This window comes from Neoroseomonas oryzicola (assembly GCF_012163135.1).
Classification (GTDB): domain Bacteria; phylum Pseudomonadota; class Alphaproteobacteria; order Acetobacterales; family Acetobacteraceae; genus Neoroseomonas; species Neoroseomonas oryzicola.
This window is the reverse complement of record NZ_JAAVUP010000003.1, coordinates 1-23,578: the sequence shown is the minus strand read 5'-3', so window position 1 is coordinate 23,578 and position 23,578 is coordinate 1. Positions and strand designations below refer to the sequence as shown.

The following is a 23,578-nucleotide window of genomic DNA, read 5'->3' as shown; positions in this document are numbered from 1 at the left end:
CCCCGAACCCCCCCACCATGCTGGGGTGCCGAGGGGCCTCTGGGCCGGGGGGGGGGGGGGGCCGGGGGGGGGCCAGGCCCCCCCCCCCCCAGCACCGCGCCCTACGCCGCGTCGCCGCTCGCCAGGTACCAGTCCGCGATGGCGTCGCCTTGCAGGAAGGCGATGCGGGGGTCGCCGGCGAGGTCGGCGTAGAGGGATTCCAGCGCCGCGATGCGGTGGGGCACGCCGGTGATGTAGGGGTGGATGGCGACGCACATCACCTTGCAGCCGGAACCGGCCTCGGCTTCCCGCAACAGGCGGGCGGCGTGCAGGCGGGCACGGCGCGGGAGTTCCTGTTCGTCGTGGTGCTGGATCATCACGACGGGGATGTCGTTGAGCTCCACGCTGTAGGGCATGGCGAGCATGGTGCCGTGCGCGGTGGCGATGCGGGCGGGCAGGTCGTCGACGACGAAGTCGCCGGTCCAGCGGATGCCGGCCTCGGCAAGGAGGTCGGGGGTCTCGAGGGTCTCGGTGAGGCCCGGGCCGAGCCATCCGGTGCAGGGCTTGCCGGTGAAGGTGCGGATGGCCTCGGCGGTCTGCGCGATCATGGCGCGCTGGTCCTCGATGCGGTGGGTCGGGACCTGGAACCAGCCATGGCCCATGAACTCCCAGCCGGCATCCCGGGCGGCGGCGGCGACGCGGGGATATGCGCCGATGACCGAGCCGTTGACCGACAGCGTCGGGCGGATGCGCAGTCGTTCGAACAGCGCGTGGAAGCGCCAGAAGCCGACGCGCATCCCGTATTCGTGCCAGGCCCAGTTGGGCAGGTCGGGCTGCAGCGCGGCGCCGGTCGGCGCGACGAGGACCTGGCGCGGCATTGGATTGTCGATCAGCCAGTTCTCGACGTTCACGACAGGCCAGACGATCAGCTTCGCGCCGCCCGGGCCCGCGTGGCGCGGGCGGTCGGCGGGGGCGGCGTAGCGGAGGCGTTCGACGGGGCGCATGTCAGGCGGTCCTGCGGGCGATGACGGCGACGGGGCCGCCGCCATCGGGGCCCTGGTGCTCGGCGCCGCCGGAGATGAAGAGGTCGGTGCGCCCCGTGGCCGCGGCGGCGACGCCGCCGACCAGGGCGCGGGCGTGGCGGGTCGCGTTGATGTCGCTGTCGTCGTTCATGATGTGCCGTTGGCCGCGGATGCGGCCGGTGCTGGAGGGTTCGGCCTTGGCCAGCAGCGCGACGAGGCGCGCGGCCTCGGCCGGCGGAAGCTGGCCGCCGGCGGGGTCGAGGCCGGCGCCGCGCAGGGCGGCGTGGATGGCGGGCAGGTCGATGGCGTCCTGCATGACGGCGTGGGCGATCGTCAGGTTGCCTGACCAGGCGCGGCTGTTGCCGAGGACGACGATCTCGTTGCGCGTCAGCTCGACGCCGGCGGAGCAGGAGGCGACGCCGGAGAACAGCGTCGTGTCCTGGCCGATGGCGGCATCGGGGATCGACGCGATCTCGCCGAGGGCGAGGGCGACGCCCAGCGCCGAGGCGCCGCGTGAGAGGCCCATCGAGGCGTAGGTGTCATGGGTGGCGACGGTGGCGCCGCGGGCCTCGGCTGCGGCGATGCGCTCGCTGGTCAGCAGCGGGCACTTCACCTGGACGTAGTGGACGTCGTCCAGTACGGCCTGCGCGATGGCGGTGCGGACGGCCTCGGCGGTGGCCTCGACGTGGGCGGCGCGGCCGATTTCCTCGGGCGCGAAGTCGCGGGTGAAGGCGGCGCCGATGGCGAGCGCGCCGGTCGCCGGCGCGGGGGTGTCCGCGACGGCGAAGACCAGGAAGTGAGGAGAAAGGCCGCCCTCCGTGCCGCCGGACATAACCATCGCGACGCGCGCGGCGACGGCCTCGGGCGTGGCGGCGAGGCGCCCGGCGAGCATCACCGACAGCGCCTGCACGGCATAGGCGCGGGTGAAGTCGTTGACGCAGCCATTGCCCTCGGTCTTGCCGAGGATGGCGACGATCTCCTCCGCGCGCAGCGTGCCCGCATCGAGCAGCGCGGCGAGGCCGGACACGTCCCCGGGATGGCGCATCGGGATGCGATGCACCGCGGCAATCCGTGGCATGGGCGCGTCAGGCCGCCTTGCGGGCGTGGTGGCTGTGCAGGCGGGCGGAAAGCTCGCGCCGCACCTCGTTGAACTCGGGGGAGGCGACGTCGCGCGGGCGGGGCAGCTCGATGCGGTGCTCGCTGGCGATACGGCCGGGGCCGGGTTCCATCACGACCACGCGGTCGGCGAGGAAGATCGCCTCCTCGATCGAATGGGTGACGAAGAGGACGGTGAGCTTCGTGCGCTGCCAGATGTCGAGCAGCTCGTCCTGCAGGCGTTCGCGCGTCATGGCGTCGAGCGCGCCGAAGGGTTCGTCCATCAGCACCATGTCGGCATCGTTCGCCAGTACGCGGGCGATCGCAACGCGCTGCTTCATCCCGCCCGAGAGCTGGTGCGGATAGGCATCGGCGAAGCGCGTCAGGCCGACCATGTTGACGAAGCGCTCGGCGGTGTCGCGGACCTCCTGCTTCGGCAGGCCGCGCGACTGGGGGCCGAAGCCGATGTTCTGGCGCACCGTCAGCCAGGGAAACAGGCCGTAGTCCTGGAAGACCATGCCGCGGTCGGGGGCGGGGCCGTCGACCGGCTTGTCCCACATCAGGGCCTGGCCGGCGGATGGCGGCTCGAAGCCGGCGACGATGCGCAGCAGGGTCGACTTGCCGCAGCCGGACGCGCCGATCAGGCAGACGAACTCTCCCTTCTTCACGGTCAGGTTGGCGTCGCGCAGGGCCTCGATCTTCTGGCCGTTCAACTCGTAGGTCTTGCCCACGCCGCGCACGTCGAGGATCGGCAGCTCAGCCATGGTGGGACGGGCTCCAGCGCAGCAGGCGGTTCATGACCATCACGACGACGCGGTCGGAGATGAAGCCGGCGATGCCGATGACGATCATGCCGCAGATGACGAGCTCGGTGCGGGACAGGGTGCGCCCATCCATGATGACGGCGCCGAGCCCCTGGGGCACGCCGGTCATCTCGCCGACCACGATGACGAACCAGGCAAGGCCGAGGCCGAGCCGCAGCCCGGTGAAGATCGACGGCAGGGCAGCGGGCAGCACCACCTTGAAGAACTGCGCCGAGGGCGAGCAGCCGAGCATCGAGGCGGCTTCGAACAGGCGCTTTTCCACCCCGCGCACGCCGAAGATCGTGTTCAGCAGGATCGGGTAGAAGGCGCCGAGGAAGACCAGGAAGAAGGCCGACTTGGCGCCGAGGCCGAACAGGATCATCGACAGCGGCAGCCAGGCGGTCACCGGGATGGGGCGCATCAGCTGCAGGAAGGGATCGAGCAGCGCGCGCACCGTGTCGTTCCGCCCGATCAGGATGCCGAGCGGCACGGCAACCAGCGCGGCGAGGGCGAAGCCGCCATAGACGCGCGACATCGACGCGAGCAGGTGCGTCACCAGAGTGCCCGAGAAGGCATCGTCCCAGATGCCGCCCCAGGCGAAGTCGACCATGTATTCCGCGACGTCGTAGGGCGATGGGATGAGCCGCGTCATCCCTGCCTTCACCGCGAAATGCCAGAAGGCCAGCAGGATCAGCGGCACGATGAGCGCCAGCACCGTGCCGCGCATCCGCTGCCACAGGCTGATGGACGGGCGCGCCGTCGCCGCCGCGGGGGGCGCGCCGGTCGTGGTGGTGACGCTCATCGCCGCTGCGCCTTACGAGGTCGCGATCTCGTTGGAGAAGCGCGGGTTGAGGAACTTCGCGAAGTCCGGCAGCTGGCGGATCTGCCGCAGGGACTGCATGTGCTCGGCATAGGTGCGGGCCTGGGTCAGCACGGTGTCGTCGAGCTTCCAGGTGTATTCGACGTTGTTCGCGCCGAGCGCCTGGTCGACCGCGGCGCGCGGGGCGCCGAGGATGCGCACCGTCGCCTCGGCCACCTCGGCCTTGTTCGCCATCATGTATTCGCTGGCGCGGCGGTGGATGCCGAGCATGGTCTTCACCAGGGCCGGGTCCTGGGCGATCAGCGCCTCGGAGGTGCCCATGATCATGTTCAGCCCGCCCATGGCGGTGCCGTAGGGGTATTCCACCAGCTCGCCGACGCCCGAGGAGATCGACAGGCCCGGGCCGGGCTCGGCGCCGACATAGGCGTCGATGTCGCCGCGGGAGAGCATGGCGTGCATCTCGCCGAAGGGGACGCGGATGGACTGGATGTCGCGCACGGACATGCCGGTCATGCGCAGGCGCTCGAGGATGAAGACCTCCTGCGTCGAGCCCGGCCAGATGCCAACGCGCTTGCCGCGCAGCCCGGCGATGTCGGTGATGCCCGAACCCTTCTTCGCGACGATCGCCATGCCCTTGTTGCAGAAGGCGCCGACCACGACGACGGGTTCGCCGGCCGCGGCGCCGAGCGTCGCGGCCGCGATGCCGAAGCCGCCGACATCGACGCTGCGCGTCACGACCGCGTTCTTGCCGTCGGTCGGGCTGTCGAAGGTGATGATCTCGATGGTCAGGCCGGCGGGGGCGAAGCGCTGGTAGAAATGCGGCGTCATCGAATGGATCAGGCGCAGCGAGCCGACCTTCACGGTGCGGGCGGCCTGGGCATTGGCGATATGCGGCGCGGCGGCGGGCGCCAGCGCGGCGGCGGCAAGGAGGTGGCGGCGACGGATCATGGTGCGGCGTCCTTCTCGATGGTGCGTCAGGCGGGGGTGGGGGCGGCGATGGCGGCGAGGTAGGCGCGCCAGCCGCCGAAGCGGGTGATGTCCTCGGCGCCCGTCAGACCTTCGGGTTCCACGAGGAAGCCCTTGGGCGTGGTGCCGTCGTTGAGGAGCAGCGTGCCGATGCACAGCGGCGCGGGGATGCCGGCGACGAAGCGGCCGAAGCCGTCATCCGGCAGGCCCCAGACCTCGGCGGCGATGGAGGCACCCTCGCGGCCCGGCACGCGCAGCAGGCCGGGGCGGCGCGGCGGGCCGCCGGCGAGCGCGAAGAGGCGGTAGCAGGGCCGGGTGCCCAGGGCGCGGAGGAAGGTGCCGCCCTGCGCGACCAGTTCGTGGTTGAGCGGCAGCCCGGTGAGGTGGGCGCCGAGGACGGCGATCTCGATCATGCGGCGCGGGGCTCCTGTCGGCGGGCCAGGCGGGCGGTGAAGTCGCGGGCGAGTGCCATCAGCGCGGCGTCGCTGCCGCGCGGGCCGATCAGGGTGATGCCGGCGGGCAGGCCGTCCGACCGCACGGGGCCCGGCACGGCGAGTGCCGCGAGATCCAGCAGGTTGACGAAGTTGGTGTAGGTGCCGAGGCGGGCGTTGGGGCCGAAGGGATCGGCCTCGAGCTCCGCGAGCGTCGGGAAGTTCGGCGCCGAGGGCACGGCGAGCACCTCGAAGCGGGCGAAGAAGTCCTCGGCGATGCGGCGATGCTCGGCGAGGCGGTAGAGGCCGCGGAAGGCGTCGACGGCGCTGAAGCGCGCGGCGCCGGCGAGGATGGCCTCGGTTACCGGATGGAGCGCGCCAGGGTTGGCGGCGGCGAAGTCGCCGAAGGCGGCGGCGCGCTCGGCGACCCAGGGGCCGTCGTAGAGCAGCTTCGCCGTGTCGAGCAGGCCGGTGATGGGCGCTTCCTCGGGGGCCGGCAGCAGCGCGCGGGCGGCATCCCAGGCGACACGGCCGGGCGCGTCGTCGAGGTGAAGATCGGCGGCGGCGGGAATGGCGATGCGCGTCGGCGCGACGCCGGGCTCGGCCCAGGCGATCGGGCGGCTGAAGGGATCGGCGCGATCCTCGCCGGCGATGACGCGGTAGGTCGCCCAGGCGTCGTCGGGCGTCGTCGCGAAGACCGAGATGCAGTCGAGGCTGCGGCAGGCCGGCAGCATCCCGCGCGAGGACACCGCGCCGACCGAGGGCTTCAGCCCGACGATGCCGTTCAGCGCGGCGGGGATGCGCCCGGAGCCCGCCGTGTCGGTGCCGAGGGCGGCGGTGACGATGCCGCGCGCGACCGCGACCGCCGAGCCGGAGGAGGAGCCGCCCGGCACGCGGTCGGGTGCGACGGCGTTGCGCGGCACCGGATAGGGCGTGCGCACGCCGACGAGGCCCGTGGCGAACTGGTCGAGGTTGGTCTTGCCGAGGATCAGCGCGCCCGCGTCGCGCAGCCGGGCGACGGCGACGGCGTCCTCGGGCGGGACATGGGCGAAGGCGGGGCAGGCGGCGGTCATCGGGCGGCCGGCGACCGCGATGTTGTCCTTCACCGCGACCGGGACGCCCCAGAGCGGGAAGCGCGCGGGGTCGAAGGGCGGCAGGGCCGCGGCAGCTGCGGCGAGGTCGGCGGCGGGGGTGATGTCGAGGAAGATGCCGGGATCGGCGGCGGCGGCGAGCCGGCGCAGCGCCTCGGCCGCGACCGCGCCCGGCGTCAGCCCGCCGGCATAGGCGGCGTGCAGGGCGGCGCGGGTGAAGGGCAGGGCGGAGAGGTCCATGCCGCCCCCGCTGCAAGCCTCGTGCCGCAGCCGGAGCGGCCTTGGGCGAGGATTTGTATACAGGACTGCATGCAAACCAGGCGGGGCGGGGAGGCAATTGCCCGCCTTCGCGGCGGGCTGGTCAGTCCATCAGCACAGGCGGCTGGCCGGCCATCATGCCCCAGGCGCCCTCGGTGGCGGACAGGTGCAGGCGCACCGCCTGCGCCGCGGCGGTGCCGTCCCCGGCGAGGATCGCCGCGACGATCGCGCCATGTTCGGCATGGGAGGCCGTGAGGCGGTCCTGGCCCCCGAGCTGCGCGGCGCGGAAGGGGGCGAGGCGCAGGCGGGTCGCCTGGGCGAGCTCGGCCAGGTAGCCGTTCCCGGCGCCGGCGTAGATCGCTTCGTGGAAGGTCACGTTCGCCGCCTGGTAGGCACGCAGGTCGCCGGCCGCGGCCATCGGCGCCATGGCCGCGTGGCGGGTGGCGAGCCGGGTGCGCGCGCGGCGATCCATGGCGCGGGCGCAGAGCGCGGCGCAGGCGGCCTCGAGCTCCGCCATGGCCTGGAACATTTCCGCGAGGCGCCGCGGGTCGGGGCGGGAGACGACGGCGCCGCGGCGGGGGCGCTGCTCGACCAGGCCGGTGGCGGCGAGCAGGCGGAGCGCCTCGCGGACCGGGGTGCGGGAGACGCCATGCGCGGCGGCGAGGCGCTCCTCCTCGAGCGGGGTGCCCGGCGGGAGGGCACCGGAGGTGATGGAATCCGCCAGGGCATTGGCCAGGACATGGGCGCGGGTCGGCCGGATTTCCGCGGGCGGCGGGGCGGCCTGGTGGTCGAGTGGCATGGGCGCGGTCATCTGTCCTGGCAGTCCGGGGCAAGGTTCCAGCATTTCGCGTGCCGCTGCCATGTTGCGCGCCGGGGGCGTGCCGCGGCCGTTACATGGGACGCCTGACAGGTCGGCTTGCAAACCGTCAAGACCTCGATACATCTGTATGCGCGTCGCACTCCCGCAATTCCGCCCGCGCGCCCTGGAGGCCGGCTTGTCCGAAGCACTTGCTACCCTGCCGGGCCAGACGCCGGCTATGGACGGCGCCGCCGAAATGGAGGCGCATGCCGCGGAAGCCGCCGCCATGCTCCGCCTTCTCGCGAGCGAGCGGCGCCTGATCGTCCTGTGCACCCTGATCATGGAGGGGGAGTCGCCGGTTGGGCGCCTCGCCGCCCGGGCGGGCCTGTCGCAGCCGGCGATGTCGCAGCACCTCGCGAAGCTGCGCGAGGACGGGCTGGTCGCCACCCGCCGCGCTGGCACGACGATCCACTACCGCATCGCCGATCCGCGCGTCGCCCGCATCATGGCGACGTTGCAGGAGGTGTTCTGCCCCACACCGGACTGAGCGGCGCACCGGGTGTATCTTAGAGAAGACTAAACTATATACGGGGCGAGGATCCGGGCGCGGCCCTTCCCGGATGCCCGAGGAGCCCCGTGCCATGTCCCTTCCCGCCATCACGCCCGCCCGCGCTGCCGAGATGCTGCGCAACGGGGAGGCCTTGCTCGTCGACATCCGCGAGGTCGATGAGCGGGCGCGCGCGCATATCCCCGGTTCGGCGCACCTGCCGCTGTCGCGGCTCGCCGAGGCGGAACTTGCGGTCCGGGCGGGCCAGCCGGTGATCTTCCATTGCGCGTCGGGCGCGCGCACGGCGCAGAACGCCGCGCGGCTGGGCGAACGGGCCGGCGGCTGCGAGGCCTTCATCGTCGAGGGCGGCATCGCGGCGTGGAAGGCCGCGGGCCTGCCCGTGGCGGAAGACCGCAAGGCGCCGCTGCCGATCATGCGGCAGGTGCAGATCACCGCCGGATCCATCGTGGTGCTGGGCGTCGTGCTGGGCGAGCTGGTGGCGCCGGGCTTCTACCTCATCGCCGGCTTCGTGGGCGCGGGGCTGGTCTTCGCCGGCGTCAGCGGCACCTGCCTGATGGCGAACCTGCTGGCTGCCATGCCCTGGAACCGCCAGCCGGCCTGAGCGCCGCCCCCGCCCGGCGGCGGCTGCATGGCGGCATGGCGCGGCGGCGTGTGGCCGCGCCGCGCCTGTCCTGCCATGCTGGCCCCGAGCCGGGGGAAACGACATGCATGGCATCGCAGGCGGCGCCGACGACGGCCTGATCGATTCACGCGCCGCGTGGATGCGGCTGCTGGCCGCGGTGATGCTGTCGACCCTCGGCAGCGCGCCGATGTGGTCGGTGGTCGTCGTGCTCCCAGAAGTGCAGGCGGAATTCGGCACGGCGCGCGCCGGCGCCTCCCTGCCCTACACCATGACCATGGTCGGCTTCGTCGTCGGCGGCGTGCTGATGGGGCGGCTCGCGGACCGGTTCGGCGTGATGGTGCCGGTGCTGATCGGCACGGCGTCCCTGGCGCTGGGCGGCGTGGCGGCGGCGATGGCGCCGAGCCTGATCGTCTTCGGCCTGGCCTATGGCGTGCTGCTGGGCTGCTGCGGCGCGGCCGCCGTGTTCGGGCCGCTGATCGCCGACATCTCCCTGTGGTTCAACCGGCGGCGCGGCATCGCGGTCGCACTCGCGGCCTCGGGCAACTACCTCTCGGGCACCATCTGGCCGCCGCTGCTGCAATGGGGCGTGGCGAGCTTCGGCTGGCGGCAGGCGCATCTGGCGATGGCGGCGGTGTGGATCGTGACCATGCTGCCGCTCGCCTTCGCGCTGCGGCGGCGGGCGCCGATGCCGCCGCCGCGGCCGGTCGTCGCGGGCGGCGGGACGGCGCGGCCGCTGGGGCTGTCGCCCAATGTGCTGCAGACGATCCTCGGCCTCGCGGGCGTGGGCTGCTGCGTCGCGATGGCGATGCCGCAGGTGCATATCGTCGCCTATTGCGTGGACCTCGGCTACGGCGCGCGGCGGGGGGCGGAGATGCTGTCGGTGATGCTCGCCTGCGGCATCGTCTCGCGGTTGGCGTTCGGGATGATCATGGACCGCATCGGCGGGCTGGCGACGCTGGCGCTGGGGTCGGCGCTGCAGGGGATCGCGCTGTTCCTGTTCCTGCCGGCGGACGGGATGGTGGCGCTGTTCGTCGTGAGCGCCGTGTTCGGCCTGTTCCAGGGCGGCATCGTGCCATCCTACGCGATGATCGTGCGCGAGCATTTCCCGCCGGAGCAGGCGGGCACGCGCGTCGGCATCGCGCTGTCCTCGACGCTGGTCGGCATGGCGCTGGGCGGGTGGATGGCGGGCGCGATCTTCGACGCGACCGGATCCTACCAGGCGGCGATGTGGAACGGGATCGGGTGGAACCTGTTCAACCTCGCCATCGCGCTGTGGCTGCTGCGGCGGGGGATGCGCTGGCGCGGCGCGGCGGGATGGACAGCCGCCGCCGCGCGGACCTAGCCTTCCTCCAACGAAAAAGCAGGAGGAAGCCATGGAACTGCCACCAGGACCGATCGGTGGGCAGGCCGCGTGGACGGGCGCCGAGATGGCGCAGCGCACCGACTGGATCGAGACCCTCTCCGCCGCCGAGCGCGCCGAGATCGACGCCGCCATCGCCGAGCACAAGGCCGCCGGGCGCGAGATGGGCGAGATCACGCCCGAAACCTTCCGCCTGCCCACGCTCGCGCCGCGCCTCACCCGCATCCTGGGCGACATCCAGCACGGCCGCGGCTTCGCCCTGTTGCGGGGCTTCGACGTGGCGTCGCGCCCGATCGAGGACAGCGCCATCGGCTATCTCGGCATCGGCGCGCATCTCGGGGGCTTCCGCTCGCAGAACGCCAAGGGGCACCTGCTGGGGCACGTGAAGGACCTCGGCCTCGACATCCGCAACCCGAAGGTCCGCTACTACCAGACCAACAGGGAACTCGAGTTCCACACGGACAGCTGCGACATCGTCGGCCTGATCTGCCTCAGGACGGCGAAATCGGGCGGCGGCTCGCGCATCGTCTCCTCGGTCGCGATCCATGACCGCATGCTGGCCGAAAGCCCGAAGTTGTGGCGCGCGCTGTTCAACCCGATGCCGACCGACCGGCGCGGCGAGATTCCCCCCGGCATGCTGCCGTGGTTCGAGATCCCGGTGTTCAACTGGTACAAGGGCGAACTCAGCACGATCTATTCGGGCCAGTACATCCGCTCCGCCCAGGAGAACTTCCCGCAGGCGCGCCGCCTGACGGCGGTCGAACATGCCGCGCTCGACCGGCTGGACGAACTCGCCGCCGAGATGTCGCTCGAGATGGAATTCCGCCCGGGCGACATGCAGTTCATCCACAACCACCAGCTGCTGCATTCGCGCACGGATTTCGAGGACTGGCCCGAACCCGAACGCCGCCGCCACCTGCTGCGCCTGTGGCTGGCACCGCGCCAGGCCCGCGAATTGCCGCCCGTCTATGCCCAGCGCTACGGGGACATCACGCCGGGCAACCGCGGCGGCATCGTGGTGAAGGACACCGTGCTGCGCTTCACGCTGGAGCCGGCATGATCGCGCGGCGGCTCCTGCTCGGCGGCGCCGCGCTGGCGCTGCCGGGCATCGCGCGCGCCCAGTCCTGGGCGCCGCAGCGGCCGATCCGCATGATCGTGCCCTTCGCCCCCGCCGGCATCCTCGACCAGCTCGCGCGGCTGCTCGCGGAACCCATGGGGCAGCGGCTCGGCCAGCCCATCGTCGTCGAGAACCGGCCCGGCGCAGGCGGCAATGTCGGCACCGCGCTTGCCGCCAGGGCGCGCGGCGATGCGCATGTGATCCTGGTGGGCAGCACGGGGCCGCTCGCCGTCTCGCCCATCACCGAGGCGCAACTGGGCTACGACCCGCAGGCGGACCTCATCCCCATCACGCTGCTGAACGCGACGCCGCTGGTGCTCGTCGTGCGCGCGCAATCGCCGCATCGCGACGTCGCCAGCCTGGTCGCGGCGCTGAAGGCGGAGGGGCGGGAGGTGCTGTATCCGACGCCCGGCGTCGGCTCCCCGCAATTGCTGGCGCAGGAGGCGTTCCGCCAGGCCGCCGGCTTCGCCGCCGCGCCGGTTCACTACCCGGGCAGCGCGCCCGCCATCATGGGGCTGATCGCCGGGGAATTCCCCTTCACGATCGAGAACCTGGTGCTGGTCGCCCCGCATGTCTCGGGCGGCGCGCTGCGCGCGCTGGCGGTCACCAGCCTGACGCGCGCGCCGATGATGCCCACGGTGCCGACCATGGTGGAGCAGGGCTTCCCGGGCTTTTCCGCCGGCGGCTGGTATGGGCTGCTCTCGCCCGCCGGCGTGCCGGAGGAAGCCGTGATGGCGATCAACCGGGCCGCCGTCGCCGCGCTGGCCGAGCCCAATGTCGCGACCCGCATCAGCGCCATGGGTGGCCCGCCCATCGGCAGCACGCCGTCCGAATTCCAGGCCCATATCCGCGCCGAGACGGAACGCTGGCGCGGCGTCCTCGCGCGCGCGGCGCCGGCGGCCGCGACACGCTGACGTCTCAGCCCGGCGCGTCGAGCCCCTTGGCGCGCAACGCCGCCGGCGTGCAGGCGCGCGCCACGGCGTCGAGTAAATCGGCGCCTTCCGGCGCGCCGGCGAATGTCGCGCCGGAGAAGACCGCCACGGTCTGAGCGCCCTCCGGCAAGGCGCCGACGATCTCGATGCCCGGGACTTCCATCAATTCGCTGATCTGCTGGAAGGCGATCGCGGCCTCGCCGCTGACGAGTTTCTCCGCGGTGAAGCCCTGCGGGATGACGATGGCCTTGGCGTTGACCTCGGCGGCGATGCCGAGGCGTTCGATCAGGCCGGCGAAGAAGATGCCGCTCGCCCCGGCGCGGGAATAGCAGAGGGTCGGCACGGCCAGCAGCAGCCGGCGCAGCGCGTCGACGGTCGAGATGTCCGGATGCGGCGCGCCGGCCTTCACCGCGAGGCCGACGCGGGAATGCGCGAGCGGACGCGCGGTCATGCCGTCGAGGATGTTCTCGGCGGACAGCGCCGCGACCGCCTCGGCCGTCAGGATGGCGGCGTCGGCGCGTTCGCCGGCGCGGATGCGGGCCTCGAGCGTCCTGGTGGGCGCGAGGTCCACCTGCACGCGGCCGCCGAGCGCGGCATCGAGGGCCGGGGCCGCTTCGCGCAGCAGGCCGGCGAGGGCGAGGGTGGACATCAGGCGTGGCATCGGCGTTCTCCCGGCGTGCAAGGTGGCGCGATCGCGCGGGGGCGTCCATCGGGCGCTTGACGCTCGGGCGCGCGCCGCGCGAGGTGGTCGGGACGCCAGAGGACAGGCCGCACCATGACCCTCCGCTTCGACGACATCATCGCCCCGCGCCCGGACAAGGAGGCGCTCGCCGCGCAGTATGCGGTGGTGGATGCGCGGCTCGATGCCGGGGACCGTGCCGGGGCGCTCGCCGAATGGGACCAGGCGCGGCGGGGCTACGAGACCTGGTCGGCCCTGGTGCATCTGCGCTTCGCGCAGGACACCACGGACAAGGACGCCGTCGCGGCGCGCGAATACGCCGATGCGCTGGCGCCCGAGGCCGCGACGCATGAGACGGCGCTGAAGCGGCGGCTGCTGGGCGAGGCGGATCGCGCGGGGCTCGAGGCGCTGGCGGGCAAGCATGCCGTCGCGCTGTGGGAGACCGACGTCACCGCCTTCGACCCCAAGATCGCCGCGGAGACCGAGGAGGAAAGCCGCCTGACCGCGCGCTACACCGCGCTGATGGCCGGCGCGCGGGTGAGCGTGAAGGGGAAGGAGGTGAACCTCTCGGGCCTCGCGCCCTTCGCCGAGGACGAGGATCGCGCGACGCGGCACGAGGCCGAACAGGCGCGCTGGGGGTTCTTCTCGGCGAATGGGGCGGAGCTCGATTCCATCTACGACGCGCTGGTGACGCTGCGCACGGGGATGGCGCGCAAGCTGGGCTATCCGGACTTCACGCCACTCGCCTACCGGCGGATGCGGCGGCTCGACTACGGGCCGGCGGAAGTCGCGCGGTATCGCGAAGCGGTGGCGACGCATGTCACGCCGCTGGTCGCGCGCATCCTGGAGCAGCGGCGGGCGCAGCATGGCTGGGACCGGCTGATGTTCTGGGACGAGGCGCTGATCGACCCGGAGGGAAACCCCAAGCCGGCCGGCGACCACGACATGCTGGTGGGCGCGGCGCAGGAGATGTTCGCGCGCATGGATCCGCGCCTGGCGGATTTCTATGCCATGATGCGGCAGGGCGGTTTCCTCGACCTCAAGAACCGGCCGGGCAAGGCGGGCGGGGGTTTCTGCACCGCCTTCCCGACGGTGGGCGCGCCCTTCATCTTCGCCAACTTCAACGGCACGCATAACGATATCGGCGTCTTCACGCACGAGATGGGCCACGCCTTCCAGTGCTGGGAAAGCCGCCATCAGCCGGGCGTGGACTATCTGTGGCCGACGATGGAGGCGGCCGAGATCCATTCCATGGGCCTCGAATACCTCACCCATCCGCATATGGGCCTGCTGGTGGGCGATGCGGCGGCGGAGCGGTATCGCCGCATGCACCTGATCGGCGCGCTCGCCTTCCTGCCCTATGGCGTCTGCGTCGATCACTTCCAGCACGAGGTCTACGCCAATCCGGACGCCACGCCGGCGGAGCGGCACGCGATCTGGCAGCGGCTCGAACGGCACTACATGCCATGGAGCGACTATGGCGACCTCGCCTATCCCGCGATGGGCGGGCGGTGGCAGGCCAAGGGGCACATCTACAACTCGCCCTTCTACTACATCGACTACACGCTCGCGCTCTGCGTCGCGCTGCAGTTCTGGGTGTGGTCGCGGCGCGATCCGAAGGCGGCACTCGATGCCTATGTCGCGCTGTGCGGGCGGGGCGGGTCGATGCCTTTCCAGGGGCTGGTGGCCTCGGCGGGGCTGACCTCGCCATTCGCAACCGGCGCGCTCGAGGCGGCGGTGGCGGAGGCGGCGGCGGTCCTCGGGCTGTAAGCGGCGGAAATCCTGGGGTTCGGCGCCGCGCGGGTCGGGTCCTCGCGCGGCGGTGAGCCCGTGTTGCGAAGATTTGCTATTGCGAATCACTCGCAATCTCATAATCTCCGGCCGACTTCGTCAGGTCCGGGGAATTTTCCATGTCGCTGCGTCTGCAGGCGCCCGCGTTGCGCGCGCCAACGATCGGTCTCGTCGGTATCGGGCTGGTGGGCGGGTCCGCCGCCGCCTTCGCGCAGGAGGACCCCTCGGCCGCTGCCGGCGGCGGCACGGCGCAACTGCCCGAGATGAGCGTGCAGGGGTCGGCGCCCAATCCCTATCGCGCCGATTCCACGCCGCTGCCCCGGTCGCCCTTCACCGCCGCCGACGCGCCGCAGACCGTCAACGTCGTGCCGCGCATCGTGATGGACGAACGCGCCGCGACCACCGTGCGTGAGGCACTGCGCAACGTCACCGGCATCAGCCTCGCGGCCGGGGAGGGCGGCTTCTCGGGCGACAACCTCACGCTGCGTGGCTTCTCGGCGCGCAGCGACTTCTTCATCGACGGCATCCGCGACTTCGGCCAGTACACGCGCGACAGCTTCTTCCTCGAATCCGTCGAGGTGCTGAAGGGGCCGTCCTCCATCATGTTCGGCCGCGGGTCGACCGGCGGCGTGATCAACCAGATCACGCGCCTGCCGCTGGCCACGACGCAGGGCGAGGTCTGGCTGTCCGCCTATTCGCCGAGCGGCGTGCGCGGCACCGCCGACGTCAACGTCCGCGCCGGCGAGGTCGCGGCGCGCATGGCGGTGATGGCGACGCATATCGACGCATCGGGCCGCGACAACGTCTCCAACAGCCGCTGGGGCGTCTTTCCTTCGGTCACCTTCGGCATGGGCACGCCGACGACGCTGACCCTGTCCTGGCTGCACCAGGAAGAGACGAACATGCCGGATTTCGGCGTGCCCTATTACCAGGGCCGCCCGCTGCGCGTCGCGACCAACACCTTCTACGGGCTGAACCAGACCGACAACGAGCACACGCTGACCGACGTCGTCACCGCGACGCTGCGGCACGAATTCCAGGAAGGCGTCAGCGTCAGCAACACCACGCGCTGGGCGAATTACGGCCGCCAGGTCTCGGCCACCGCGCCGCGGCTCGTGGCGAGCACGGTCGCGAACGGCATCACGGCGGCCTCGCTGGTCACCCGCCAGCCGCAGGTGCGCAGCGGCTATGATTCGATCCTGGTGAACCAGACCGAGGGCCAGTTCACCTTCGAGACCGGGGGCGGGCTGCTGCACACCGTCGTCGCCGGCATCGAGTTCGGGCGTGAATCCTCGGAGCTCGTGCGCTACGGCCAGACCGGGCGGCCGCAGGCCAGCCTGCTGTTCCCCGACTTCTACGACAGCGGGAACATCCGCCAGACCTTCACCTCCGACATCAAGACGGTGGCGAACACCTTCTCGGTCTACGCGGTCGACCGCATCCGCATGGGCGAGCTGTTCGAGGTCATGCTCGGCGGCCGCTGGGACAGCTTCGAGGCGGAGCAGGAGAACCGCGCGAGCGGCCTGACCTACAACCGCACCGACCGCGAGGGCACCTGGCGGGCCGCCTTCATCTTCAAGCCGACGCCGGAGATCCGCACCTACATCTCGGGCGGTACCTCGTTCAACCCGTCGGCGGAATCGCTGACGCTCGCGGCGAACAACGCGGCGCTGCCGCCGGAGACGGCGACGACCTACGAGGTCGGCGGGTCGTGGAACCTGATGGACGGGCTGAGGCTGCAGGGCTCGGTCTTCCGGATCGAGAAGCGCAACGCCCGCACCTCGGATCCCGCCAACGACACGCTGCAGGTGCTGGACGGCGTGGTGCGCGTGGACGGCTTCGAGATCTCGGCGACCGGCCAGATCACGCCGGAATGGAACATCATGGTGGGCTACACGCGGCTGAACTCGGAGATCGTGGAGTCGAACAACGCGAACGAGGTCGGCAAGGAATTCGCCAACGTCGCGCCGAACACCGCCTCGCTCTGGACCACCTACAACTTCCCGATGGGCATCCAGCTCGGCGGCGGCCTGTCCTATGTCGACCGGCGCTACGGCAACACGTCGAACACGGTGATGGTGCCGGCCTATACGCGCTTCGACGCGGCGATCGCCTGGCAGCCGCAGGATGGCGCGCTGCGCGGGCTACGCTTCCAGCTCAACGCGCTGAACATCGGGGACAGCCGGACCTACGACACGGTCTACACCGGCCATGTCGTGCCGGGGGTGGGGCGGACCTTCGTCGCCTCGGTGCAGGCGACCTTCTGATGCTGGTCGAGATCCCCGCGCTGCTCACGCAAGCGGAGGCGGTGGACGCCCTGCGGGCGCTGCAGGCCGCCGAGTGGACGGATGGCCGCGTCACCGCCGGGCACCAGTCGGCGCAGGTGAAGCAGAACCTGCAGATCGCCGAGGGATCGCCGGTGCACCAGGCGCTGGGGGATGCGGTGCTGAGCGCGTTGGGACGGTCGTCGCTGTTCATCTCGGCGGTGCTGCCGCAGCGCGTCTTCCCGCCGCTGTTCAACCGCTACGACCCGGGCATGACCTTCGGCGCGCATGTGGACAACGCCATCCGGCAGATCCGCGGCACGCCGCACCGCATCCGCACCGACGTCTCCTGCACGCTCTTTCTCACGCCACCCGAGGACTACGACGGCGGCGAGCTGCTGGTGCAGGACACCTATGGCGAGCAGCGCGTGAAGCTGCCGGCGGGCCATGCCGTGATCTATCCGGCGACCAGCCTGCATCGCGTGGAGCCGGTGACGCGCGGCAGCCGCGTCTCCTCCTTCTTCTGGATCCAGAGCATGGTCCGCGACGACACGCGGCGGCGGCTGCTGTTCGACCTCGACATGGCGATCAACGCCGCGACGCCGGACCTGCCGGAAGGGCACGGCGCACCGGTCTCGCTGACCGGCGTCTATCACAACCTGCTGCGCCAATGGGCGGAGGTCGCATGAACCCCGAGACTCCCGCGGCCGTGGCGGCGGCGCCGGCCGTGGAAGCCGCGGCGGCCGCCGCGCAGTCCGCGCCGATCGAACAGGTCGCGCCGGTGGTCGACCATTCGCTGCTTGGCCTGGTGTTGCAGGCGGGGCCGGTGGTGCAGGGGGTGATGGGGGCGCTCGTGCTCGCCTCCGTCATCTGCTGGACCATCGTGATCGCGAAGGCGATCGTGCTCGGCGGGCTGCAGCGCGAGATCCGCCGGCTCGGCGCGGCGTCCGAAGGCGAGGCGCCGAATGGCGAGGGCCTCGCCGCGCGCATCCAGCGCGCCGCCGCGCGGGAATGGGCCGAGGGGCGCGAGGTCGGCGAGAGCCGCGCCGATTACCGCGAGCGGATCGAGCGCGCGATGCGCGAGGCGCTGACCGGCGGGCTGCGCCGGGCGCAGGCGGGCACCGCGTTCCTCGCGACCACGGGCGCGGTCGGTCCCTTCGTCGGGCTGTTCGGCACGGTCTGGGGCATCATGGGATCCTTCCAGGGCATCGCGCAGATGCGCGACACCTCGCTCGCCGTCGTGGCGCCGGGCATCGCGGAGGCGTTGCTGGCGACGGCCATCGGGCTCGTCGCCGCGATCCCGGCGGTGATCGGCTACAACCGCATCGCGCGCCGCGTCGCGGGGCTGCGGGCGGAGGGGCTGGCGGCGATCTCCGCGATCGGGGCGCGGCTGTCGGCGCGGCCGCCGCGCGGCGGCCTGGCCCGCGCGGCGGAGTAGCACCATGGCGATGTCCGTGGGCGGGTCCGAGGACGACGACGACGCCGCGCCGATGAGCGAGATCAACGTCACCCCGCTGGTCGACGTGATGCTCGTGCTGCTGATCATCTTCATGGTCGCCGCGCCGATGATGACGGCGGGCGTGCCGGTCGAGCTGCCGCGCACGGCCGCGCCGCGCGCGACGAGCCCCTCGCCGCCCGTGGTGCTGTCGGTGACGCGCGAGGGCGCGATCCATATCGGCGAGGAGCGGATCGAGGAGGCCGTGCTGGCCCAGCGCCTGATGGCGCTGAAGGCGGAGAACCCGGAGATCGTCGTGCATGTGCGCGGCGACCGCGCGGTGCCCTATGGCGAGGTGCTGCGGATCATGGGGCGCGTGACGGCGGCGGGCATCCCGCGCGTGTCGCTGATCTCGGATGTCGAGCGCGGCGGGGCCGCGCGCTGAACGATGGCCGCGCCCCAGCCGAAGTTGCCGGCGCCGCCCGAAGCGGCACCGCCGGAGCCTGAGGTGTCCACGCGGGGGCCGTGGCTGGTCGCCTCCGGCGTCGCGGTGCTGTTGCATGTCGGGCTGGCAGGACTCCTCCTGCTCACGCCCCCCATCCCCCCAAGCCCTGCGACGCCGGAGGAGGTGCCGATCTCGGTCGCGCTGGCCGAACCGGTCGCGGAGGAGACGCCCGCGCCCGCCGAAGCGCCGGCGGAACAGGCAGCGGCCCCGGCCGAGGAGACACCGCCCGCGGTGGAGCCGCCGCCGGAACCCGTCCCGCCCGAAATGCCGCCGGAGCCCGATCCGCCGCCGGTGACCGAGCCCCCGCCGCCGGTCGAACCGCCACCGCCGGAGCCGACGCCCGAGGAACCGCCGCCACCCGAACCCGTGCCGGAGCCCGCGCCCGAGCCGGCGCCGCGGCCCGATCCGCCGCCGCAGCCGGCGCCGCGCCCGCGCCCCGCGCCCCGGCCGGCACCGCCGCGCCCGGCCGCGCCTGCCACGACGAGCGCCCCGGCGGCTGCTCCTGCCGCGACCGCCGCGCGGCCGGCGGGACCGCCGCCGTCCTACCTGCAGGCCGTCGCGGCGGCGCTGGAGCGGCAGAAGCGGTATCCGGAAGCCGCGCGCGCGCGCCGTGCGATGGGCATCGCGCTGTTGCAGTTCACCGTCGCGCGGGACGGGCGGGTGCTGCGCTGGCGCGTGGACCGCAGCGCCGGGGATGCCGACCTCGACCGCGCGGTGGAGCAGATGATCCAGCGCGCGAGCCTGCCCGCGATGCCGGCGGAGATGCCGGGCGACAGCCTGACCGTCACCGTGCCGGTGCGGTTCCAGATCCGGTAGGCGCAGCCGGGTTCGTCGTCCGTTCGGGCGGCGGCCGCCCGCACGCCATCCCGCGACCGGGCCGTGACGGCGCCGGCGCGGCTGGCCGGGCCAGCGGTCCGGCGCCGGTTCCGGCAGGCCGGATCGCGGCCTACTCGGCGCGGATATCGTTCTCGCGCACGACCTGGCCCCATTTCGCCCAGTCTCCGGCCAACGCGCGGCCGAAGCGGTCGCGCGGGCCGCCGACCGGCTCGGCGCCGAAGCCGCGCACGCGCTCGATCACCTCGGGCTGGCGCAGGATGGCGTCGAGTTCCGTGTTCAGCCGGTCGAGGATCGGTTCGGGCGTCGCGCGCGGGGCGAGCAGCCCGCCCCAGAAGCCGACCTCGTAGCCGGGCAGCGTCTCGGCGAAGGCGGGGACGTTGGGATAGAGCGGCGAGCGCTCCGCGCTGGTCACCGCGATGGCGCGCAGCGTCCCGGCCTCGAGCTGCGCGCGGGGGGTGAAGAGGCCGTCATGGGCAAGGTTCACTTCCCCGCGCATCAGCGCGGTGATGGAGGGCTGGTTGCCGGTGTAGGGGACGTAGGTGACCTCGATGCCGGTCTGCTTCGCGAAGAGCACCATGGCGAGGTGGTTCACCGCCCCCGTCCCGGGATGGGAGACCGTCAGCCGCCCAGGCCGTTCGCGCGCGAGGGCGAGGAACTCGGGCACCGTCCGCGCCGGGAAGTCGGGCCGCGAGATCAAGGCGAGCGGCGAGGATTGCGCGAGGATCACCGGCGCGAAGGCCTGCACCGGATCGAGCGTCGAGGTGCGGTTCACCAGGATCGCGATCAGCGTCGAGGGCGAGGTGTAGAAGAAGGTCGTCCCATCCGGCGCGGCGCGGGCGACGTGGTCGGCGGCGACCAGGGTGGAGGCGCCGGGGCGGTTCTCGACGAAGAAGCTGGCGCCGGAGATGCGCTCGTTCAGCTTCTGGGCCAGCAGGCGGGCCATGATGTCGTTGGCGCCGCCGGCGGCGAAGCCGACCACGATGCGGACCGGCCGGTTCGGCCAGGCCTGGGCGAGCGCCGCCCCCGCCGTGAGCAGCGCGGGGGCCGCGAGCAGCGTCGCCCGCCGGGTCGTGCCTCGGTTCACCGTGTCGTTCCTCCCTGGATCCTGGCCGCGGAGGCTAGAGGAACCGGGGCGCGGGCGGAACAACCCGCATTTGTGATGGCACTGTACCGTCTGGACGGTTGACGGACCGTCCAGACGGTATACATGCACCGCACCATGGACGCCCCCGAAACGACCCCGGTCGCCTCCGCGCGCACCCGCATCCTCGACGCCGCGGAGCGCATCGTACAGGCGAAGGGGGTGGGCGGGCTGACGCTGGACGCCGCGGCGCGGGGGGCCGGGGTGTCGAAGGGCGGGCTGCTCTATCACTTCGCCTCCAAGGAGGCGCTGATCGGCGGGATGCTCGAGCGCTACGCCGAGTTCTGCTCGGCGAGCTTCGACGCCACGGTGGCGCGCCAGGCGGACGGGCCCGGCCGGGTCGCGCGGGCCTTCATCGCCTGGGCCTTCGGGGAGGAGGAGACCTCCCCCGGCACCGAGCAGACGGACCGGCTGGCCGCGGTATGCCTCGCGGCGTTCCACCACGACCCGGCGCTGCTCGACCCGATGCGGGCGGTCGCCGCGCGGATGAAGGCCGACCTGCTGGCCGACGGGACGCCGATGGGCCCCGCGCTCGCCGTGCTGACGGCGTCGGACGGCCTGTTCATGGCGCACATCTTCAGGCTCTACCACCACACCGAGGCCGAGCGCGCCGCGCTGCGCGCCACGCTGGAGGCGCTGCTGGAGTCCGCCTCGTGACGCGGCGCGGGCGGGTCCTTGCCGGGCTGGCGGTCCTCGGCCTCGCGGCCGGGGGCTATGCCTGGATGGACCGGCGCGCGGCCGGGGACACGCCGCAGCGGCCGGTCGCCGCGACGCCCGCCGCGCCGGTCGGCGTCGGTGCGCTCGGGCGCGTCGAGCCGGCCTCGCGCATCCGCCGGCTGAACCAGCCGGGGGGCATGGCGGTGACGCGGCTCGACCGGCTGCTGGTGAAGGAAGGCGACGCAGTCGCCGAGGGCGCGCTGCTCGCGGAATTCGCCGATGCGGCGCAGAAGGATGCCTCCGTCGCCCAGGCCGAGGCCGCGGTGGCCGAGGCGCGGGCGAGCCTCGCGCGCATGCGCGCCGCCGGCCGGCCGTCCGAGGTCGAGGCGCAGCGCGCCCGCATCGCCGCGCTCGTGGCGCAGGAGGACCTCGCCGCGCGCGAGGCCGACCGCGCCGAGCGCCTGCTGCCGACCGGGGCCGGCGCCGTCGCCGCCGCCGACCGCAACCGCGCCGCCGCGGTGCGCCTGACCGCCGAGCGACGCCAGGCCGAGGCGGACCTCGACAGCCTGCTGTCGTCGCGCCCGGAGGACATCGCGCTCGCCGAGGCGCGCCTCGCCGCCGCGGAAGCGGCGCTGGCCAAGGCGCGGGCGGATGCGGAACTGTCCCGCGTGCGCGCGCCCTTCGCGGGCACCATCCTGCGCATCATGGCCCGGCCGGGCGACCAGGTGGGCAGCGACGGCCTGCTCGAGATCGGCGACCTCACGCGCATGGACGTCGTCGCCGACGTCTACGAGACCGACCTGCCGCGGCTGCGCGCGGGCGCGCCGGCCGAGATCGTGGTGCCCGGCGAAAGCCGCCGCTTCGGCGCGACGGTGCGCGAGATCGGCTGGACCGTGCGGCGCCAGACCCAGGCCAACACCGACCCGGTCGCCGCGGTGGACAGCCGCACGGTCGAGGTGCGCCTGACCCTCGACGAGGCGGGCACGGAGGCGCTGCGGCGCCGGTCCAACATGCAGGTGCAGGTGGCGATCCGGCCATGAATGTCATCGCGAAGCCGACCCTGCTGCCCTGGGCGCCCGAGCACACCGGCGAGAGCGTCGCGCCGCCGGCCGCCGCACCCGCCGCGCGCGCGGGGGGGCCGGGCCTCCTCGCCTACGTGCTGCTGCCCGCGCGCCTGGCCTGGCGGCAGTTGCGGGCGGAACGCGCGCGGCTCTTCTCCGCCATGGCGGGCGTGATGTTCGCCGCGGTGCTCGTCTTCATGCAGCTCGGCTTCCGCTCGGCGCTGTTCGACAGCGCGACGCGGCTGCTCGCGGCGATGGAAGCCGAGCTGTTCCTGATGAACCCCCTGACGACCGCCTCCTTCCGGCCCGAGCCGCTGCCGCGCGTGCGCGCGCACCAGGCGCTCGCGCTACCGGAGGTCGCGCAGGCTGTGCCGGTCTACCTGGCGCAGTCGACCTGGCGGAACCCCGAGGACGGATCCCGCCGCGCCATCCAGATGATCGGCTTCGACGTCGAGGCCGGGGCGATGCATTTCGAAGGCCTCGACGCCATCATGCCGGCGCTGCGGCGCGTCGATGCGGTCGGCTTCGACACGCGATCCCGCCCGGAATTCGGCGACGTCGCGCGGCTGTTCGCCGAACGCGGGCCCTTCGAGGTCCAGGTCGGCAACCGCATGGTGGAGATTGCCGGCCTCGTCTCCATCGGGCCGTCCTTCGGCGCCGACGGGAACCTCGTGATGAGCGAGGTGAACTTTCGCCGCATGGTGCGGGAACGACAGGCGTCCAACACCGACCTCGTCGCCATCCGCCTGCAGCCTGGCGCCGACATCGCCGCCGCCCAGGCCCGGCTGCGCGAGATCCTGCCGCCGGACGTCGTCGTGCTGACGCACGAACAGCTCGTCGCGCATGAACGGTACTACTGGGAAACCGCCACACCGATCGGCTTCATCTTCGCCTTCGGTTCTGTCATGGGGCTGATCGTCGGGATGGTGATCGTCTACCAGATCCTGTTCTCCGACATCGCCAACCACCTGCGCGAATACGCGACGCTGAAGGCGATCGGGTATTCCAACGGCTACCTCGCCCGCGTGGTGATGGCCGCGGCGCTGATTCTTGCGGTCATCGGCTTCCTGCCGGGCGCGGCGCTGTGCGTGTGGCTGTACGACGTGGTCGCGGGCGCGACCTTCCTGCCGCTGGCGATGACCTTGGAACGCGCAGGCATGGTCTTCGCACTGATCTTCGGCATGTGCGCAGCCGCCGGCCTGCTCGCCATGCGCAAGCTGCGCGACGCCAGTCCGGCGGACATGTTCTGATGGGCGGCGTCGGGCGCAGAGGCAGCAGAAGCCGCACCCCCCCCCCCCCCCCCCCCCCCCCCCCGCGCCCGCGCGGGGCCCGCGCGCCCCCGGCC

General features: G+C 72.7%; 24 protein-coding genes. 14 read left to right on the top strand and 10 right to left on the bottom strand.

Features of this window, described 5'->3' with window-relative positions:
- Positions 1 to 101: 101 nt before the first annotated feature.
- From GWK15_RS11645 to GWK15_RS11615, 8 genes are all read right to left on the bottom strand, one after another.
- Entirely contained in the window at positions 102 to 983 is an 882-nt protein-coding gene (locus GWK15_RS11645) for a polysaccharide deacetylase family protein (RefSeq protein WP_168041508.1), read from the bottom strand.
- 1 nt (position 984) lies between these two features.
- Positions 985 to 2,079, bottom strand: a complete 1,095-nt coding sequence (atzD, locus tag GWK15_RS11640; RefSeq protein ID WP_168041507.1) for a cyanuric acid amidohydrolase — start codon at positions 2,077 to 2,079, stop codon at positions 985 to 987.
- Positions 2,080 to 2,086: 7 nt separating this feature from the next.
- On the bottom strand, positions 2,087 to 2,860 hold the full coding sequence (locus tag GWK15_RS11635) for an ABC transporter ATP-binding protein (protein WP_168041506.1): 774 nt from the start codon (positions 2,858 to 2,860) through the stop codon (positions 2,087 to 2,089).
- A complete protein-coding gene (locus GWK15_RS11630) occupies positions 2,853 to 3,701 on the bottom strand; it encodes an ABC transporter permease (protein WP_168041505.1) in 849 nt (282 codons plus the stop codon). The genes GWK15_RS11635 and GWK15_RS11630 overlap by 8 nt, the downstream gene beginning before the upstream one ends.
- 12 nt (positions 3,702 to 3,713) lie before the next feature.
- A complete protein-coding gene (locus tag GWK15_RS11625; RefSeq protein WP_168041504.1) occupies positions 3,714 to 4,667 on the bottom strand; it encodes an ABC transporter substrate-binding protein in 954 nt (317 codons plus the stop codon).
- A 26-nt stretch (positions 4,668 to 4,693) separates the two neighbouring features.
- Positions 4,694 to 5,098 carry an allophanate hydrolase-related protein gene (locus GWK15_RS25930; protein ID WP_245211615.1) on the bottom strand — a complete coding sequence of 135 codons (405 nt, stop codon included), beginning with the start codon at positions 5,096 to 5,098 and terminating at the stop codon, positions 4,694 to 4,696.
- Positions 5,095 to 6,447: an allophanate hydrolase gene (atzF, locus tag GWK15_RS11620; protein WP_245211614.1), complete on the bottom strand. Its 1,353-nt coding sequence runs from the start codon at positions 6,445 to 6,447 to the stop codon at positions 5,095 to 5,097. Before atzF ends, GWK15_RS25930 begins: the two co-directional genes overlap by 4 nt.
- Positions 6,448 to 6,568: 121 nt before the next feature.
- Positions 6,569 to 7,264, bottom strand: a complete 696-nt coding sequence (locus GWK15_RS11615; protein WP_168041503.1) for a GntR family transcriptional regulator — start codon at positions 7,262 to 7,264, stop codon at positions 6,569 to 6,571.
- A gap of 286 nt (positions 7,265 to 7,550) precedes the next feature.
- Here GWK15_RS11615 and GWK15_RS11610 point away from each other — a divergent pair, with 286 nt between their 5' ends.
- The 5 genes from GWK15_RS11610 to GWK15_RS11590 all read left to right on the top strand — a co-directional run bounded on the left by GWK15_RS11610 (position 7,551) and on the right by GWK15_RS11590 (position 11,845).
- A complete protein-coding gene (locus GWK15_RS11610) occupies positions 7,551 to 7,811 on the top strand; it encodes an ArsR/SmtB family transcription factor (protein ID WP_245211613.1) in 261 nt (86 codons plus the stop codon).
- Between the two features lie 94 nt (positions 7,812 to 7,905).
- Positions 7,906 to 8,433: a rhodanese family protein gene (locus GWK15_RS11605; protein ID WP_168041502.1), complete on the top strand. Its 528-nt coding sequence runs from the start codon at positions 7,906 to 7,908 to the stop codon at positions 8,431 to 8,433.
- A gap of 103 nt (positions 8,434 to 8,536) precedes the next feature.
- Entirely contained in the window at positions 8,537 to 9,796 is a 1,260-nt protein-coding gene (locus GWK15_RS11600; RefSeq protein WP_168041501.1) for an MFS transporter, read from the top strand.
- Positions 9,797 to 9,827: 31 nt separating this feature from the next.
- On the top strand, positions 9,828 to 10,874 hold the full coding sequence (locus GWK15_RS11595) for a TauD/TfdA family dioxygenase (RefSeq protein WP_168041500.1): 1,047 nt from the start codon (positions 9,828 to 9,830) through the stop codon (positions 10,872 to 10,874).
- On the top strand, positions 10,871 to 11,845 hold the full coding sequence (locus GWK15_RS11590) for a Bug family tripartite tricarboxylate transporter substrate binding protein (RefSeq protein ID WP_168041499.1): 975 nt from the start codon (positions 10,871 to 10,873) through the stop codon (positions 11,843 to 11,845). Before GWK15_RS11595 ends, GWK15_RS11590 begins: the two co-directional genes overlap by 4 nt.
- 4 nt (positions 11,846 to 11,849) lie before the next feature.
- On the opposite strand, the gene GWK15_RS11585 is transcribed toward GWK15_RS11590, so the two are convergent.
- The gene (locus tag GWK15_RS11585; protein WP_209442169.1) at positions 11,850 to 12,512 is read right to left on the bottom strand and encodes a substrate-binding domain-containing protein; all 663 of its coding nucleotides are present in this window, start codon (positions 12,510 to 12,512) and stop codon (positions 11,850 to 11,852) included.
- Between the two features lie 126 nt (positions 12,513 to 12,638).
- Between GWK15_RS11585 and GWK15_RS11580 the strand changes: the two genes are divergently transcribed.
- From GWK15_RS11580 to GWK15_RS11555, 6 genes are all read left to right on the top strand, one after another.
- Complete coding sequence (locus tag GWK15_RS11580; RefSeq protein ID WP_168041497.1) at positions 12,639 to 14,312, top strand: M3 family oligoendopeptidase; 1,674 nt, start codon at positions 12,639 to 12,641, stop codon at positions 14,310 to 14,312.
- Between the two features lie 140 nt (positions 14,313 to 14,452).
- Complete coding sequence (locus GWK15_RS11575; protein WP_168041496.1) at positions 14,453 to 16,600, top strand: TonB-dependent receptor; 2,148 nt, start codon at positions 14,453 to 14,455, stop codon at positions 16,598 to 16,600.
- The gene (locus tag GWK15_RS11570; protein ID WP_168041495.1) at positions 16,600 to 17,286 is read left to right on the top strand and encodes a Fe2+-dependent dioxygenase; all 687 of its coding nucleotides are present in this window, start codon (positions 16,600 to 16,602) and stop codon (positions 17,284 to 17,286) included. Before GWK15_RS11575 ends, GWK15_RS11570 begins: the two co-directional genes overlap by 1 nt.
- On the top strand, positions 17,283 to 18,035 hold the full coding sequence (locus GWK15_RS11565; RefSeq protein WP_168041494.1) for a MotA/TolQ/ExbB proton channel family protein: 753 nt from the start codon (positions 17,283 to 17,285) through the stop codon (positions 18,033 to 18,035). Before GWK15_RS11570 ends, GWK15_RS11565 begins: the two co-directional genes overlap by 4 nt.
- Before the next feature lie 4 nt (positions 18,036 to 18,039).
- The gene (locus GWK15_RS11560) at positions 18,040 to 18,477 is read left to right on the top strand and encodes an ExbD/TolR family protein (protein ID WP_209442168.1); all 438 of its coding nucleotides are present in this window, start codon (positions 18,040 to 18,042) and stop codon (positions 18,475 to 18,477) included.
- 63 nt (positions 18,478 to 18,540) lie between these two features.
- A complete protein-coding gene (locus GWK15_RS11555) occupies positions 18,541 to 19,353 on the top strand; it encodes a TonB family protein (RefSeq protein ID WP_168041493.1) in 813 nt (270 codons plus the stop codon).
- Positions 19,354 to 19,483: 130 nt separating this feature from the next.
- Here GWK15_RS11555 and GWK15_RS11550 read toward each other — a convergent pair whose 3' ends face one another.
- On the bottom strand, positions 19,484 to 20,458 hold the full coding sequence (locus GWK15_RS11550; RefSeq protein WP_168041492.1) for a tripartite tricarboxylate transporter substrate-binding protein: 975 nt from the start codon (positions 20,456 to 20,458) through the stop codon (positions 19,484 to 19,486).
- Positions 20,459 to 20,593: 135 nt separating this feature from the next.
- On the opposite strand from GWK15_RS11550, the gene GWK15_RS11545 reads away from it, so the two are divergent.
- Genes GWK15_RS11545 through devC form a run of 3 tightly spaced genes read left to right on the top strand, consistent with a single transcriptional unit; the run spans position 20,594 to position 23,483 of the window.
- Positions 20,594 to 21,172 carry a TetR/AcrR family transcriptional regulator gene (locus GWK15_RS11545; protein WP_168041491.1) on the top strand — a complete coding sequence of 193 codons (579 nt, stop codon included), beginning with the start codon at positions 20,594 to 20,596 and terminating at the stop codon, positions 21,170 to 21,172.
- Complete coding sequence (locus GWK15_RS11540; RefSeq protein WP_168041490.1) at positions 21,169 to 22,212, top strand: efflux RND transporter periplasmic adaptor subunit; 1,044 nt, start codon at positions 21,169 to 21,171, stop codon at positions 22,210 to 22,212. Before GWK15_RS11545 ends, GWK15_RS11540 begins: the two co-directional genes overlap by 4 nt.
- Positions 22,209 to 23,483 (top strand): ABC transporter permease DevC, encoded by a 1,275-nt coding sequence (gene devC, locus GWK15_RS11535; RefSeq protein WP_168041489.1) that lies wholly within the window; start codon positions 22,209 to 22,211, stop codon positions 23,481 to 23,483. Before GWK15_RS11540 ends, devC begins: the two co-directional genes overlap by 4 nt.
- Positions 23,484 to 23,578: the final 95 nt, after the last annotated feature.